This window comes from Shewanella sp. ISTPL2 (assembly GCF_013283205.1).
GTDB classification, from domain to species: domain Bacteria; phylum Pseudomonadota; class Gammaproteobacteria; order Enterobacterales; family Shewanellaceae; genus Shewanella; species Shewanella oncorhynchi.
Genome location: NZ_JAAPAV010000001.1, coordinates 2,623,030 through 2,637,969 on the forward strand (window position 1 = coordinate 2,623,030; position 14,940 = coordinate 2,637,969).

The following is a 14,940-nucleotide window of genomic DNA, read 5'->3' on the forward strand; positions in this document are numbered from 1 at the left end:
ATGTGGTTAGGGGTAATAACCCTGTTCCCAGAGATGTTCCGTGCCGTGACAGACTTTGGAGTTACGGGTCGAGCCGTGAAAAACGGCCTGCTCGAGTTGCACACGTGGAATCCCCGTGATTTCACCCATGATAGACATAATACGGTAGATGACAGGCCTTACGGCGGTGGTCCCGGAATGTTGATGATGGTGCAACCCTTGCGCGATGCCATCCATGCAGCGAAAGCCGCAGCGGGTGAAGGTGCGAAGGTGATTTATTTGTCACCTCAAGGACGTAAGCTGGATCAGCAAGGCGTCACTGAGTTGGCTCAATCATCACGTTTGATTTTGGTCTGTGGTCGATACGAAGGTATTGATGAACGCATCATTCAAACGGAAGTGGATGAAGAGTGGTCGATAGGGGATTACGTGCTTTCGGGCGGCGAATTACCGGCGATGACTCTGATAGATTCAGTATCGAGATTGGTTCCTGGCGTGCTAGGAAAACAAGCTTCGGCGGAGCAAGATTCTTTCTCCGACGGTTTACTGGATTGTCCACATTACACTCGCCCTGAAAGCTTGGATGGTCTTGACGTACCGGCAGTGCTGCTAAGTGGCAACCACGAACAAATTAGACTCTGGCGTTTACAGCAAAGCCTTGGTAGGACTTTACTTAGACGGCCAGAATTATTGCAAAATCTAGCTCTGACTGACGAACAAACGACTCTATTAGCGCAGTTCGTTGAAGCAATGAACAAGCATGCTTAGTCGTAGCTCAGTTAATTCTAGAACGGAGTAAGTTATGAACAACATCATTAAAATGCTCAACGATGAGCAAATGAAACAAGACGTACCTGCGTTTGGTGCTGGTGATACAGTAGTCGTTCAGGTTCGTGTTAAAGAAGGCGATAAAGAGCGTTTACAGGCTTTTGAAGGCGTTGTAATTGCTAAGCGTAACCGTGGTCTGCACTCTGCATTCACAGTACGTAAAATCTCTAATGGCGAAGGTGTTGAGCGTGCTTTCCAAACGCACAGCCCACTGATCGCTAGCATTGAAGTTAAGCGTCGTGGTCGCGTTCGTCGCGCCAAACTGTACTATCTGCGTGATCGTTCAGGTAAATCTGCACGTATCCGTGAGAAGCTGGCAACTAAGTAATAGTTACCGCTACAGAAAACAAGACGTAGTGTTCGCACAGAAAACCGCCCTAGTGGCGGTTTTTTGTTGCTGTTTTTTGAGTATTTATACTTGATCTAAAGAGAATGAACAGGCATAGTGGTCGCCTAATTGTAATGGTGTAGCATTACAAAAGTACATTGCGATAGATTTACGCTATTTTATATCCGAAATGAATGCCCAAGCTGACTTGAAGTCCTGCTTCGACAACTGGGTTAAACACTAAGTCTTAGGTGGTAAGCATGCAACAAGATACGATTAACAACGTACACATCAGTTCAGAGAAAGTCTTAATCACGCCGCAAGAGCTTAAAAATGCCTTGCCACTCTCTGAGCATGCTTATCGCTATATCCTCAATGCTCGCAAAACCGTGGCTGATATTGTTCATAAGCGCGACAATCGAGTATTGATTGTCACTGGTCCTTGCTCCATCCATGATATCGCCGCTGCTAAGGAATACGCTTTAAGGCTTAAAACCCTGCACGATGAACTCAGTGATGAGTTTTATATCTTAATGCGAGTGTACTTTGAAAAGCCGCGTACCACGGTAGGTTGGAAGGGCATGATCAACGATCCCGATATGGATGAATCCTTCGATGTCGAAAAAGGCCTGAAAATGGCCCGTGAGCTAATGATTTGGTTGGCCGAGTTAGGACTGCCTGTTGCAACCGAAGCACTCGATCCTATCAGTCCTCAGTACATTTCTGAGCTTGTCACTTGGTCTGCCATTGGTGCTCGCACCACTGAATCGCAGACTCATAGGGAAATGGCATCGGGTCTTTCTATGCCGGTGGGCTTTAAAAATGGCACCGATGGTAAGCTCGATGTAGCGATTAATGCGCTAAAATCGGCGGCCAGTAGCCACAGATTTATGGGCATAAACCAACAGGGCCAAGTCGCATTATTACAAACTGCAGGTAATCCCGATGGTCATGTGATTTTACGTGGAGGTGCAACGCCCAACTATGATGCGGCGAGTGTGGCAGAGTGTGAGGCGCAGCTTCATAAAGCCAAACTCAATGCACGTTTGATTATCGATTGCAGCCACGGCAATTCATCCAAAGACTACAGCCGCCAAAAGCCTGTGTGTGAAGATGTGTTCGAGCAGATTTATAACGGCAATAAGTCGATTATTGGCGTCATGCTAGAAAGTCATTTAAATGAAGGCAATCAAAGTTGTGATAGGCCATTAAGCGAGCTAGCTTACGGTGTTTCTGTAACAGATTCTTGTATTAATTGGGAAAAAACAGAGACCATTTTACGGGAAGGCGCAGCGAAGTTATCTTCAATACTTCCAACGCGTTTCAATATGCTTAAAGTAGCTAACGCTTAAATTAGTTACAGCTTAATGGACTCAGGTATGAATGAAAAAACAACGGCCGAATTAGAACACCTTCGCGGCCTGATTGATGGTGTTGATCAGCAATTACTACACTTACTGCGTAAGCGCTTGGATCTCGTGGCGCAAGTAGGCACGGTGAAACACGGCGCCGGTTTACCTATTTATGCGCCTCAGCGTGAAGCAGCCATGCTGGCTAAACGCCGTGAAGAAGCAAAAACTATGGGGATCGAGCCGCAGTTGATCGAAGATATTTTGCGTCGCTTGATGCGTGAGTCTTACCTCAATGAAAAAGATGTTGGTTTTAAGCAAGTTAAAAAAGATCTTGGCTCAGTGGTGATTATCGGCGGTAAAGGGCAACTCGGTGGACTATTTTCACAAATGCTGACTTTATCCGGCTACCAAGTGAATTTGCTCGATAAAGACGATTGGCAGCAAGCGGATAACCTATTTGCCGATGCGGGCATGGTGTTAGTGACTGTGCCGATTGCGATTACTTGCGAGCTTATTCGTGAAAAGCTGACCCAATTACCAGCCGACTGCATTCTGGCGGATTTGACCTCCATCAAGACTGAGCCAGTTAAAGCCATGCTTGAGGCGCATTCTGGTCCCGTCGTTGGTTTTCATCCTATGTTTGGTCCTGATGTGGGCAGTCTGGCGAAGCAAGTCGTGGTGGTGTGTCATGGTCGCTCGCCGGAAAAATACCAGTGGTTGCTTGAGCAGATCGCCATTTGGGGAGCGCGGATTGTCGAAGCAGAACCAGAGCGTCACGACAATGCGATGCAGCTAGTGCAGGCAATGCGTCACTTCTCGACCTTTGTGTATGGTTTGAATCTGTGTAAGGAAGAGGCCGATATTGATACTTTACTGCAATTTAGCTCGCCGATTTACCGATTAGAATTAGCTATGGTAGGGCGCTTATTCGCCCAAAGCCCAGAGCTTTACGCCGATATTATTTTTGCACAGCAAGATAGCCAGCATGCTATTGGTGATTATTTAGATAACTACCGTGAAGCGTTAGAACTGCTAAAACGGGGTGACAGGAACGAGTTTATTAAGCAGTTCCAAAGTGTCGCCAAATGGTTTGGGGATTTTGCCCCTCAATTCCAGCGCGAGAGTCGTATTATGCTGCAATCGGTAAATGATATGAAAACCAATTAATAAATAAACAGTTACTCTTTAAAACGCCCATCATTGATGGGCGTTTTTTTATGGATTTTTAACAGGTCACATTGTATTAATTAGCAATTGCTTAAGGTGATCTTTCTCTAACATTTAGCATCTCACTTTAGAAATGACTGTCGCTTATGGCACGTTTAGGTAGACTAGTTTTAAACATGTAAAAATAAAGCATGAATTTAAATTAGGAGTCTATCCATGTTCTGTATTCAGTGTGAGCAAACCATTCGTACACCCGCTGGCAATGGTTGTAGTTATTCCCAAGGTATGTGTGGCAAGTTGGCGGCAACGTCCGATCTGCAAGACTTGCTGATTTACATGCTACAAGGCGTGTCTGTATATGCGGTTAAAGCTCGCGAGCTGGGCATTATCGATGCTGAAATTGATAGTTTTGTGCCTAAAGCCTTTTTCGCGACCCTCACCAACGTCAACTTCGATGATGAGCGCATTATGGCCTATACCCAGCAGGCGGCTAAGTATCGTGCTCAGTTAAAAGCTTCTTACGAAGCGGCTTGTGAACAAGCCGGTATTGCTGCTGAGCAAGTGCCGCAAGTCGCTCAGTTAGTGCTGGGGACCAGTAAGATTGAAATGCTAGCGCAGGCGCCGATTGCACTGCTGAATAAAGATAAGCATGAAGTTCATGAAGACATCATGGGATTGAGGTTATTGTGTTTATATGGCCTTAAGGGTGCGGCTGCTTATATGGAGCATGCTCGCGTGTTGGGTCAGACTGATGCTGATGTGGCAGGGCGCTTCCATGAAATCATGTCTTTCTTAGGTGAGCCGAGTGTTGATGGCGATAAGCTGTTTACTACTGCTATGGACATAGGTCAGTTGAACTACCGCATAATGGCAATGCTGGATGCGGGGGAAACTCAAGCCTTTGGTCATCCTGAGCCAACTGTGGTCAACACTAAGTCAGTTAAGGGCAAAGCCATACTAGTCTCTGGCCATGACATGAAGGATTTAGAGCTTATTCTCGAGCAGACTGTAGGCAAGGGTATCAATGTGTTTACCCACGGTGAAATGCTTCCTGCACTAGCGTATCCAGCCTTTAAAAAATATGCACATCTTGTCGGAAATTACGGCAGTGCTTGGCAGAATCAACAGCAAGAATTTGCCAATTTCCCTGGCGCTGTAGTGATGACATCTAACTGTATTATCGATCCAAATGTGGGTAGTTATAGTGATCGTATCTTTACTCGCAGCATAGTGGGCTGGCCTGGTGTGGTGCATATCGAAGGAGATGATTTCTCGGCTGTCATTGATAAAGCGTTAGCCTTAGAAGGCTTTATCTATGATGAAATCCCACACACTATCACTATTGGTTTTGCCCGCAATGCCTTGATGGCCGCAGCGCCCGCCGTGGTTGAAAATGTGAAAAGTGGTGCGATTAAGCATTTCTTCCTTGTTGGCGGTTGCGATGGCGACAAAGCCGACAGAAGCTACTTCACTGAACTTGCTAAATCCACACCTAAGGATTCAATAATCCTGACGCTAGGCTGTGGTAAGTACAAATTCAATAAGCTCGAATTTGGTGACATTAACGGTATTCCACGTTTGCTCGATGTGGGCCAATGTAACGATGCCTATTCAGCGATTCAGTTGGCGATTGCATTAGCTGAAGTGTTTGAATGTGATATCAATGAATTACCTCTGAGCTTAGTGCTTTCTTGGTTTGAGCAAAAAGCCATTGTAGTACTGCTGACGCTGTTGTCACTTGGCGTTAAAAATATTCGAACAGGCCCGACGCCACCTGCGTTCCTGACGGCCAATTTAGCCAAAATTTTAGAAGATAAGTTTGGCTTGCGTAATACCACGACAGTCGAAGCCGATTTAAAAAATATGTTAAACGTGGCTTAAATCAACCAAGAATTGTTGCTGAACTGCGGTTTTGGCTTGTTTACTGAGGCCGCAGTGTTTTGTGGGTAAATGCTATGAACATGAGTGTGATAGCGGGAGCGCGGGCATTATCGGTTTCGCCCCATAAACCCGGAAGTGTTAATCAATTAGTGTGCGTCGAACGCTGGAATGAAACCTCGGATGTCGTGAGTTTTCGTTTTCAAGCGGGCGAGCCGATGAAGTTTGACTATAAACCCGGTCAGTTTATGACCTTTGTGCTTGAGATTAATGGCGAGCAAGTGTGCCGCAGTTATACCTTGTCATCATCGCCATCTAGGCCCTATTCCTTGATGGTGACGATTAAGCGTGTTGCGGGTGGACTCGTATCTAATTATCTTATCGACAATCTATTACTCGGCCAGAGTGTGCGAGTGCTACCGCCCGCGGGGCAATTTAATCTGTTTGATATTGCTCGGCTAAGCCATAAACAGCCAGAGACTGAAAAGTTAGATGCTAATCTGTTAGCTATAACGGCGCAGAAATACCTTTTTTTGAGTGCTGGTTGCGGTATTACCCCCATGTACTCTATGTTGCGTTATCTGACTGATACGCAAATTGATGCCGATATTGCCTTTGTGCACAGTGCGCGATCAGAGAATGATATTATTTTTAAGTCATCATTGGCGACTATGGCCAACCGTTTTAATGCATTTAAGCTCAGATACGTACTTGAGACTGTCACTGAAACACTGGGGTGTTCACCAAAGATAGCATTCGATTTCGGGCGGTTAAGTGCACAGATGCTACAAACCTTAGTACCTGATTTTGCAGAGCGTACTATCTACCTTTGTGGGCCAGAACCTTATATGCAAGCGGTAAAAACCTTATTAGTCGAACTCAATTTTGATATGAGTCGGTTATACCATGAGAGTTTTGCCACGGCCGAGAAAGTTGCTCGCAGTCAGCTTATGCAAGCAAACTCGTCAGATGGAACGAGTGAAAACACACCAGAAGTGGCTTTCGCCTTGTCTATTGGCGATCGAAGCACGACGCTAAATCAAGGGCAAAGTCTGCTGGAGGGAATTGAGGCCGAAGGTTTGCCGATTATTGCGGCCTGTCGTTCGGGCGTTTGCGGCGCGTGTAAGTGTCAAGTCTTGGAGGGAGAAACGGTATCGACAAGCATGATGACACTGACTGCTGCAGAAATTGAGGCCGGTTTTGTACTCGCTTGCTCCACAACATTAGCATCCGACGTGATACTTAAACTTTAACGTGCTGCTAATTAGCGTCATTTACTTGTGACTTATTTTTAAATGGATGGAAATATTTCTAATCCTTAGTTGCGCTTATCTCAGTGAGAACGTAAGGTTAATGACAAGGGCGTATGATGTTTGCGCCCAGTCTATTAGTCTGGCTGGAGTCTCTCAATGACAATGACAACCACTTATGCCGCAAAAATTGAAGACCGTACTCTGGGACATTTGTTGTACGCCTTGATGTCGGGTTTTCCCTTATTATTACTTCCTGTGCTGCTAAGTTTGTTCATTAATCTTTCCCAACGCCAATTCCATGGTAATCCATTATTGGCGTCGCATTTGCGTTGGCAACGGCATTCTAATCTCGCCTTTCTTGGCTTGCTAGTGCTCGGCTATTGCGTTCCACTGACTTGGCTCAGTCTTTCGATTTATCTCTTTGGGATCATTTGGTTTTGCCACAGGATCATTAAAGGGTGGTTAAGTCTATTGGATGGTTTAGAAATCTAAACTTGTGCTAGAGTCTCTAAATTGATGATTTTTAGAGGCTCTTATGTCCAGCTACCAAATTCTGTGTGTCCTCTGCGCGTTGGCGCTAGTGACTTCGGTTATCTCCTCTCGCGTCCATAAACTGCAGGAAACTGTGGCAATTACTGCTATTGCCCTAGGAATGAGTTTGTTGTTGCTCCTTGGGGGGAAGGCTTTAGGTGGGGACGTTTATGTTTATTTTGTCTCTGGCTTAGAGAAACTCGATTTTCAAGCTTTACTGCTCAATGGCATGCTTGGTTTTTTACTCTTTGCCGGCGCATTACAAATCCGCTTAAAAATACTGAGGCATCAAAAGTGGGAGATCCTAATCCTTGCTTTTATAAGCACCTTATTGTCGACATTTATTATAGGTGGGCTGTTATTTTGGTTCGCGCCTATGCTGGGTCTCCCGCTACAATTCAGCCACTGCTTACTGTTCGGCGCCTTGATTTCGCCCACCGATCCTATCGCTGTTTTGGCTATTTTAAAGAAAATGGGTGCGCCGGAAGATATTGCGATTCAAGTAGAAGGTGAATCTTTATTTAACGATGGCATAGGGTTAGTGATTTTTGTGGCAATATCGCAATTGGCTTTCTCCACCGAGCCACTGACGTTTATCCATATCTCTGAGTTATTTATTCGTGAGGCGGTAGGTGGGGTTATTTACGGTAGCGTGCTTGGTTTTCTGCTGCATCATTTTTTCCGCTACTGCGAGGAAGAAACGCAATTAATGCTGGTTACCCTGCTGATCCCAACCGCGGGATATGTCATGGCGGATGTGCTTGGTGTTTCTGGTCCTTTAGCTATGGTGAGTGCGGGGATCATCATAGGAAATTTCAGTGTGCCTAAGTTTTTTGCTCGCAACGAGCGAGTGAAACTATTTACTTTTTGGTCGCTGATTGAATCCTTCTTTAATGCCTTACTCTTCCTATTGCTTGGTTTATTACTTTTGTTAGTCACTTTCAAAGCGCCATTATGGTGGTTTATGTTTGTGGCTATACCAATAGTCTTGTTGGCGCGTGCAATGAGTGTGTTATTACCTTATTTAGGCTTTCGATTGTTTAAGTCATACAACCCCTATGCAGAGACGATTTTGATTTGGGGTGGCTTAAGGGGAGGATTAGCCCTCGCTATGGCGATGAGTTTGCCAGAGGGTATCGTCATAGATGCTATTGGTGGTGTGGAGCTGCGGGAGTTGTTGTTAGTGATGACCTATGCCGTCGTCGTATTTTCGATTCTAGTGCAGGGCTCTACTATGACAGGGCTTATCCGTAGGAGTAATGCCGTTACTGAACCATCGAGTGCTGTTGGCTCTTCTTAAAATGCATAAAGGCTCACTGCGCTGCAATACTAAACAATATTAAGCCTGCTAGTCATCACACTGGCTAGCAAGCTTGTCTGAGTCAATTAGGGATAAAAGATGTCTTATTTATCCCTTAACACACTTCGAACTAACCACATTTCACTTTAAATTAAATCAATCAAGATCAAAGCTTTAGTTCGCCCGATATAATTCCCGTACCACAGCGCTTATTAAGTTAAGCGACTCATGGTCATCATGGCTAGCTAGTGGACAATTGAGTATCAATCCATCCACTTTAAGCTGTTTAATACCTTGTGTTTGAACCAATAGGGCATCATCTGATACGGCATAACTTGGGTTGATCAAAATCGGCAAATGGCTCGTGGCTTTAATCTGGATCAGACTCGCTAAATCGAGTGAAGGTAGATTGGCGTTATTTAAGGTTCTAATGCCTGAGTCACACAGAACCAGTTGCTGATTGCCTTGGCTTAAAATGACTTCTGTTGCCGTGAGTAATTCTTCAAAACTTGCCATATCGTTACGCTCAAGTATTAAAGGTACCGGTAGGGTTCCTACTTGAGTCAGTAAAGTTTGGTTAAACATCTGCTTGCCTGCGAGGAATAACATATCGGCGTGCTGGACTGCTAATGGCATATCAGCTTCTTGCGCTATGGCAATAATGCACACTAGGCCATATTGATGCAGGATTTGGCGTAGTTTAGCGAGAGTAACTTCTGCCATAGTCAGTTGATTAACAGAGCTGAGCAAAACGGCTTGGAATCCCGCTTCTTTAAGCTGCTTCACTTGTTGCTCGAAAGCCGATAATGCTAAATGTGAAATGTCATTATTCAGTGTGATTTGGGCTATGGCACAGACATGCCCTGCACCGATTGTCATTGCGCCGCAGTTGATTTCACTGGCTTGCTCTTTATAGGCTTTGCTATATCGAACTGGACTGGCATTAGCACCATTTTCGCTGATGACTTGATCCTTAGAGGTGCTGGGCTCAATCAGTAGCTGGCTGTTGCTCAGCTGTGTGGGCTTGACTGTTTCACAAGGATAACAGCCTAATACTTTGATAAAACGGGTGATCCGCTCTAGTTGCTTTAAACCTGCCAGCATAGATTCACTGGAGATATTTGCGTCGATATCTAAATAGAACATTTCTTCCCAAGGTGTTCCTGGAATCGGGCGTGACTCTAATTTGCTCATGTTTAACTGATGCGCTTTTAGAACCAGTAAGGCTTCCACTAAAGCACCGGCTTTTTGGCCTGTTGCCATGATCAATGTAGTCTTAGCGGGTAACTGCTCTGGTACGGCAACGGCTTTGCGAGCAACAACGATAAAGCGACTTTGGTTGATCTTCTGATTAGCTAAACCTGCTTCTATGGACTCAAGTTGATAGAGTGCACCACCTTCGGCGCTGCCAATCGCTGCTGCACTGTTATCTGGACTTTGGTTTACCTTTTCCATTGCTTCTGCGCTGCTTGAGCAGTATTCCAGTCTCAAGTCTTTGTGTTGAGTTAAATATCTGCTGCATTGGCTAATAGGCTGAGGGTGGGCATAGACAGTTTTGATCTCAGCTAATTTACTGCCAGCTTTTCCTAGTAGGCAATGGCTGACTTCAATCGTCGTTTCGCCAACAATCGACAGACTGGTGTGCTGTAGCACGTCGTAGACTTCGTTGATTGAACCTGAAGATGTGTTCTCAATCGGCAGGAAACCATAATCAGCATGTCCAGACTCAACGGCTTGCACTATTTCATCGAAACTTTGGCAACCTAAGTCCAGCATTTCAACTTGGCGACGTTGGCAATAGCGTGTAGCTGCGAGATAAGAGTATGAACCTCTAGCACCGAGGTAAGCGATACAATACTGTTGTTTTTGTGTCTCTGGATTGGCGCGGCCGTGAAGGTAAGCTTGTTGATTTAATACTGAATCTTCAATGATGCTCTGGTAAAGGGAGATAACATAGTGGGCATCTAATCCTTTCTCTCTGCCTTCTTTCACGAGTCGAGCGAGCAGTTCTTTTTCCCTTTGAGTATCTCTGATGGGTCTGACATCTACTTCTTTGCTACGGGCTACTTCTAAACTTAAGCGACGGCGCTCAGCGAGTAATGCCAGCAGTTCATTATCCAGATGGGTGATCTGCTCTCGGGTTTGATTTAAAGGCTGTGGTGTATGCATTCTGACCTCAATTGCCGCCATGTATTTTATCAATCGTTTAAGACAAAAAAGCCTCCCAGTTGGGAGGCTTTGGATTTTTACTTTCGTTTTTACACAGTAAATCCGCCTCCTAGAGTGGGGGTGTAAAAAAGAAAGTAAAAAAAGCTGCTGTTATCATTTTCATGGTCTTAAAACTAAAGGGCTAGGGCTTAGCTGTCAATCAAAACTTTCTTAAAGGTAATCTAAAAAAAGCGCACCCGAGGGTGCGCTGGTTTGGTTCAAGTATATATATGGTCAAGCGAGTTTATCCTCCCTATGGTCAGTGTGGGACAAGGTAACACATTCGTTTATCTTACATTTACGTGTAACAGTAAAACGTTGACAACTCACTCGATAACGACTTGCATTTACAATGAACATTAACAAGTACTTTATGCGGCATAGCGTATAACCTTGAAACTATGCAGTTTGCAGTACCAGCGAACTTACGTTGACATGTCTTGCACTTATATTTTAACAATTAACACTTGCATGGAGCTATAACATTAAAAACTAACACTAACAAAACGAACATTTAAAAATAAACGATTTACGGCTCATTGGTTGTACTAGGTACATTTTGCTGTAAGAACAGCTTAGCCTTGTCACGCGTTTAGGTCTTGCTACTTACATTATTACCATTATTACTTTTTACTTTAAAACCTAACATGTTAATACATGGAGAGTATAAAAAGCTTTCATTTACTGTTATTACAATTTTCGTCAAGTCTAGATTTCCTCCTTTTTAGTTGATAAGTAAACATTATTTAAGGTGTCTATAAATATCAAAACTCAACTAATGGTAAACGTTAACACATTACATAAATAAACATTTATACGATTTACAGTTTTTACTATAAAGATAACACTAAGTAAACTAATGACTTTTAATTAAACCAACGTATTGTACTTACATTAAACACTTACATTAAACACTTACATTAAATCACACGCTAAAAACGCTAACTAACATATCAGTGTAAATATGACTCTCTTCATATAACTAATCTATATCTAACTAAACGTGACAGTTGTTACCTCATTTATCTCAGTGTTTAGCACGCATTGGTGCTGACCCGTTTTACAATAAACGCTTTTATTCATGTAGCTTTTGTAAATGTGATTTTTGTTTATGTTTACCTGAGCCTCCATTGTGGATATAAAAAGTTTGATAGTTAAAGGTTTTGCTAATGTACTCGTTGTACTGTACTCGGCTCCTTATGTTAACTCTGGTATTCAGCAATGCCGCCTGTTTCTGGTGGGCATCCTGATATTGGGTCAAAATTGAGTACTGCTTTTAGTGAATGCCAACATACTTGATTGTTTCTAAAATCAAATTGTTCGCTCTTGTGTTGCCTCCTTTCCAAACTTGCTATTGAAAGTGGAACCTAGTTGAAAATAAAAATTGAACTTTTAAACGTAGAAATTATAAGTAAAATTAATCATTAACAGTAAACCTTAGTACTTAAAACCTTAGTGCTTAAAACTATAAGGCTTAGATTGGTCGTGCTCCTTAGTTATATCCAGTAACGTTACTTAGAACTTAAGATCTGTTAATCAATATTTGTAAATCAAAATTTAAAGTAAATCAACATTTGAAACGATTTAAATCCGCACCACTTCGATTCTTGCTGTCACTTTGTAAAGTGTAGTAGGTATTTAGTCAAAAGAACTGTTTTTTTCATCATTAAAATGATTGCACTAAGCTTTTGTAAAAACTGTGATCTGATTAAATATTTCTACTTTATTGCTCTCAAAGTGATGCGTTTCTCGCACTCACTAGATTTAAATTATGCCGCATCTTCCTCCTCGTACTCGTCGTCAATTTCAGCAACATTATTAGTCGGTGTTAGTGATGTGGAGCGTTGAGCTTCAGGTTTGTGTGTTATGCGATTGAGCTGCTTCTCTAATTTTTGGCCCATAGCGTTAATCGCAGTATATAAATTTTCATGTTTTGCTTGAGCGAAGAGTTCTCCATTTGGGATGCCAACCGATGCTTCAATTTTGAAACCAGGTTTCTCCTCCGTAATGATTACATGGGGATTTATCATTTGCACATCATGCCTTGAAAGTTTTTCAAAACGGCTTTCAATGCGTTCGCGAATAGGAGATGTGACTTCAAGTTGCTTGCTAGTAATCTTTAGCATATTTCGAACCTTCTGTTGTTTCCTTGGATTTCAGATTACCAAGGTTCGCACTATAAAACGAGATGTAGATCACGTTTTTGTGCCCATTAGATACTGTTCGTTGGATATTTGATCACTTAGACAAATATCAATAATTCTTGGCCCAAAAGCCTTGTATTGCCAGCTAAATGGGGTCATATTCGATGGGATAACTCCGCAGTCTTTGCCCTTATTTACTTATATTTACTTTAAGTTTCATCCCGAATCCCGATAAAATACCTCTACTTATTCCATTCGGTCACTTTGAGTTTGCCCATTTTATGAATACTGAACACGTTAAAATTAAGGTCTGGGATTTACCCACGCGAATTTTCCATTGGGGCATGGTGTGTCTGTTGGCACTTTTATGGTGGAGTGCCGATGCGGGCGAAATGCAGTGGCATCAAATTTTTGCTTATAGTTTGCTGATCCTTATTGGATTTAGGATCCTCTGGGGGCTGATTGGTAGCGATACGGCAAGGTTTAGTCACTTTGTTCATCACCCCAAAGTTGTACTCGATTACTTGAGATCGATTCGAACTAAAGGGATGTCTGTGGTACTTGGACACAATCCTATCGGTGGCTATATGGTCATCGCGTTGATTGGGATCATTAGCCTTCAATTAGTTACAGGCCTTTTTGCGACCGATGATATTTTTACCGAAGGTCCGCTATATAGCTATGTCAGTTCAGATACCAGTGGGTTTTTGACTTGGTTACACAAAACGAACTTTAACCTTATTCTCTTGCTGAGTGCCATTCATGTACTGGCTGTGATTATTCATGCCATGAAAGGGGATAAGTTAGTTGGTGCTATGATCAGTGGCTACAAGAAAGTCTCGAAGGTTGCTTTTTCATCAAGTGCGAAGAGCGAGCTTCGATTCAAGTCTGAGTGGCTTGCTTTAGTGCTGTTCACAGTATGCGCTGCTGTGGTCTTTGGCTATTTAATGTGGCCAATAGTGCAAGTTCTGTAGATTTATACTTAGTTTTGGAACAACAAAAAGCCTGCTATTTAGCAGGCTTTTTGATGGGAAAAACAACGTCAAACTAATCTTTCTTATAAATGTCGTGACAACTTTTACAGCTTTTTCCAGTGTCCATAAAGGCTTGTTTGATTTCAGCTTGATTACCTTTTTGAGCTACAGTAGCCAGAATGGCAGCATTCTCTTGGAAGGTTTTCATTTTTGCATCAAAATCAGCTCTGTCTTGCCAAACTTTGGCTAGGGCTTCGGTATCACCTTTGTCTGAGCCAGCAATAAAACCTTCGAAAGGAATTTTGGATAATGCAGCAACATTCGTTGCGCGCATTGCGAAGGTTTCTGCTTCGAAAGGTTTTTTGCCTTTCATCATGGCAGCCATATCGCCGAAGTTATAAGCAATAAGACCAAATGCAGATTGGCGGTATTCAATTGCATCTTTAGAGTCTTCGAAATTGTGTGCTTGAGCAGTTGAAGCCAATAAGGTACTGGCAACGAGAGTAAGTAGTAATTTTTTCATCGTATTCTCACAAATTAGCGTCGAAGTGTGACATTGCACTCCTATTGTACACAAATTAACTTGATGTACTAGAAGCAATTTTGTCAGTTTTTGTCTGGATAAGACGGCTAAACGTAACAATTTATTTGTAAGTAGGCTAAATCTGTTAGACTGCTAATGTAATGCTTGAACAGTACTTATGAGGGTGATTATGCGAGCTAACTGGGATCTAGTATTAGAAAAAATTTTGAGCCACAGCAATTATGAAGATCTTTCTGTGTTGTTTCATTTACTGTTAACCGAAGAAGAACGTAGTGCCGTTGCCGGACGTTTGAAGGTCTTTCAATTGCTGCTAGACGGGGAAATGAGTCAAAGGCATATCGCTGCGGAATATGAAGTCAGTATTGCAACGATTACACGTTGTTCTAATTATTTGAAGAATATGTCTTCTGAGCATAGGGCGAAAGTTCAAAAACTAATTGGTTAGTGTTCACGT

At 43.0% G+C, this 14,940-nt stretch carries 13 protein-coding genes and 1 other annotated feature; of the genes, 10 read left to right on the forward strand and 3 right to left on the reverse strand.

Annotation, left to right across the window (positions count from 1 at the left end; genetic code table 11):
• The 8 genes from trmD to HUB64_RS11665 all read left to right on the forward strand — a co-directional run bounded on the left by trmD (window position 1) and on the right by HUB64_RS11665 (window position 8,616).
• The gene (gene trmD, locus HUB64_RS11630; protein WP_028760810.1) at window positions 1-747 is read left to right on the forward strand and encodes a tRNA (guanosine(37)-N1)-methyltransferase TrmD; all 747 of its coding nucleotides are present in this window, start codon (window positions 1-3) and stop codon (window positions 745-747) included.
• A gap of 34 nt (window positions 748-781) precedes the next feature.
• Window positions 782-1,135, forward strand: coding sequence for a 50S ribosomal protein L19 (gene rplS, locus HUB64_RS11635; protein WP_006080791.1), 354 nt, complete (start codon window positions 782-784; stop codon window positions 1,133-1,135).
• Window positions 1,136-1,395: 260 nt separating this feature from the next.
• A complete protein-coding gene (locus HUB64_RS11640; RefSeq protein WP_173246114.1) occupies window positions 1,396-2,487 on the forward strand; it encodes a 3-deoxy-7-phosphoheptulonate synthase in 1,092 nt (363 codons plus the stop codon).
• Window positions 2,488-2,514: 27 nt separating this feature from the next.
• Window positions 2,515-3,654, forward strand: a complete 1,140-nt coding sequence (gene tyrA / locus HUB64_RS11645) for a bifunctional chorismate mutase/prephenate dehydrogenase (protein WP_173246111.1) — start codon at window positions 2,515-2,517, stop codon at window positions 3,652-3,654.
• 216 nt (window positions 3,655-3,870) lie between these two features.
• A complete protein-coding gene (gene hcp, locus HUB64_RS11650; protein WP_113940658.1) occupies window positions 3,871-5,535 on the forward strand; it encodes a hydroxylamine reductase in 1,665 nt (554 codons plus the stop codon).
• A 74-nt stretch (window positions 5,536-5,609) separates the two neighbouring features.
• On the forward strand, window positions 5,610-6,785 hold the full coding sequence (locus tag HUB64_RS11655) for a hybrid-cluster NAD(P)-dependent oxidoreductase (RefSeq protein WP_173246109.1): 1,176 nt from the start codon (window positions 5,610-5,612) through the stop codon (window positions 6,783-6,785).
• A gap of 156 nt (window positions 6,786-6,941) precedes the next feature.
• Window positions 6,942-7,277 carry a hypothetical protein gene (locus HUB64_RS11660; RefSeq protein ID WP_028760805.1) on the forward strand — a complete coding sequence of 112 codons (336 nt, stop codon included), beginning with the start codon at window positions 6,942-6,944 and terminating at the stop codon, window positions 7,275-7,277.
• A gap of 43 nt (window positions 7,278-7,320) precedes the next feature.
• Window positions 7,321-8,616: a sodium:proton antiporter gene (locus HUB64_RS11665; RefSeq protein WP_173246106.1), complete on the forward strand. Its 1,296-nt coding sequence runs from the start codon at window positions 7,321-7,323 to the stop codon at window positions 8,614-8,616.
• A 174-nt stretch (window positions 8,617-8,790) separates the two neighbouring features.
• Here HUB64_RS11665 and HUB64_RS11670 read toward each other — a convergent pair whose 3' ends face one another.
• On the reverse strand, window positions 8,791-10,785 hold the full coding sequence (locus HUB64_RS11670; protein ID WP_173246103.1) for a chorismate mutase: 1,995 nt from the start codon (window positions 10,783-10,785) through the stop codon (window positions 8,791-8,793).
• 41 nt (window positions 10,786-10,826) lie between these two features.
• Window positions 10,827-10,943: a sequence feature (Phe leader region), on the reverse strand.
• A 1,650-nt stretch (window positions 10,944-12,593) separates the two neighbouring features.
• On the reverse strand, window positions 12,594-12,950 hold the full coding sequence (gene raiA, locus HUB64_RS11675; RefSeq protein ID WP_173246100.1) for a ribosome-associated translation inhibitor RaiA: 357 nt from the start codon (window positions 12,948-12,950) through the stop codon (window positions 12,594-12,596).
• Window positions 12,951-13,249: 299 nt separating this feature from the next.
• On the opposite strand from raiA, the gene HUB64_RS11680 reads away from it, so the two are divergent.
• Window positions 13,250-13,942, forward strand: coding sequence for a cytochrome b/b6 domain-containing protein (locus HUB64_RS11680; protein ID WP_113940655.1), 693 nt, complete (start codon window positions 13,250-13,252; stop codon window positions 13,940-13,942).
• 73 nt (window positions 13,943-14,015) lie between these two features.
• Here the strand turns inward: HUB64_RS11680 and HUB64_RS11685 are convergent, their stop codons facing one another.
• Window positions 14,016-14,465, reverse strand: a complete 450-nt coding sequence (locus HUB64_RS11685; protein ID WP_173497033.1) for a cytochrome c — start codon at window positions 14,463-14,465, stop codon at window positions 14,016-14,018.
• Between the two features lie 190 nt (window positions 14,466-14,655).
• On the opposite strand from HUB64_RS11685, the gene trpR reads away from it, so the two are divergent.
• Complete coding sequence (gene trpR / locus HUB64_RS11690) at window positions 14,656-14,931, forward strand: trp operon repressor (RefSeq protein ID WP_028760799.1); 276 nt, start codon at window positions 14,656-14,658, stop codon at window positions 14,929-14,931.
• Window positions 14,932-14,940 lie beyond the last annotated feature (9 nt).

What these genes read in the sequence shown, in the direction of transcription:
- trmD (WP_028760810.1), top strand. Translation starts at nt 1, where the DNA reads ATGTGGTTAGGGGTAATAACCCTGTTCCCAGAGATGTTCCGTGCCGTG.
- rplS (WP_006080791.1), top strand. Translation starts at nt 782, where the DNA reads ATGAACAACATCATTAAAATGCTCAACGATGAGCAAATGAAACAAGAC.
- HUB64_RS11640 (WP_173246114.1), top strand. Translation starts at nt 1,396, where the DNA reads ATGCAACAAGATACGATTAACAACGTACACATCAGTTCAGAGAAAGTC.
- tyrA (WP_173246111.1), top strand. Translation starts at nt 2,515, where the DNA reads ATGAATGAAAAAACAACGGCCGAATTAGAACACCTTCGCGGCCTGATT.
- hcp (WP_113940658.1), top strand. Translation starts at nt 3,871, where the DNA reads ATGTTCTGTATTCAGTGTGAGCAAACCATTCGTACACCCGCTGGCAAT.
- HUB64_RS11655 (WP_173246109.1), top strand. Translation starts at nt 5,610, where the DNA reads ATGAACATGAGTGTGATAGCGGGAGCGCGGGCATTATCGGTTTCGCCC.
- HUB64_RS11660 (WP_028760805.1), top strand. Translation starts at nt 6,942, where the DNA reads ATGACAATGACAACCACTTATGCCGCAAAAATTGAAGACCGTACTCTG.
- HUB64_RS11665 (WP_173246106.1), top strand. Translation starts at nt 7,321, where the DNA reads ATGTCCAGCTACCAAATTCTGTGTGTCCTCTGCGCGTTGGCGCTAGTG.
- HUB64_RS11670 (WP_173246103.1), bottom strand. Translation starts at nt 10,785, where the DNA reads ATGCATACACCACAGCCTTTAAATCAAACCCGAGAGCAGATCACCCAT.
- raiA (WP_173246100.1), bottom strand. Translation starts at nt 12,950, where the DNA reads ATGCTAAAGATTACTAGCAAGCAACTTGAAGTCACATCTCCTATTCGC.
- HUB64_RS11680 (WP_113940655.1), top strand. Translation starts at nt 13,250, where the DNA reads ATGAATACTGAACACGTTAAAATTAAGGTCTGGGATTTACCCACGCGA.
- HUB64_RS11685 (WP_173497033.1), bottom strand. Translation starts at nt 14,465, where the DNA reads ATGAAAAAATTACTACTTACTCTCGTTGCCAGTACCTTATTGGCTTCA.
- trpR (WP_028760799.1), top strand. Translation starts at nt 14,656, where the DNA reads ATGCGAGCTAACTGGGATCTAGTATTAGAAAAAATTTTGAGCCACAGC.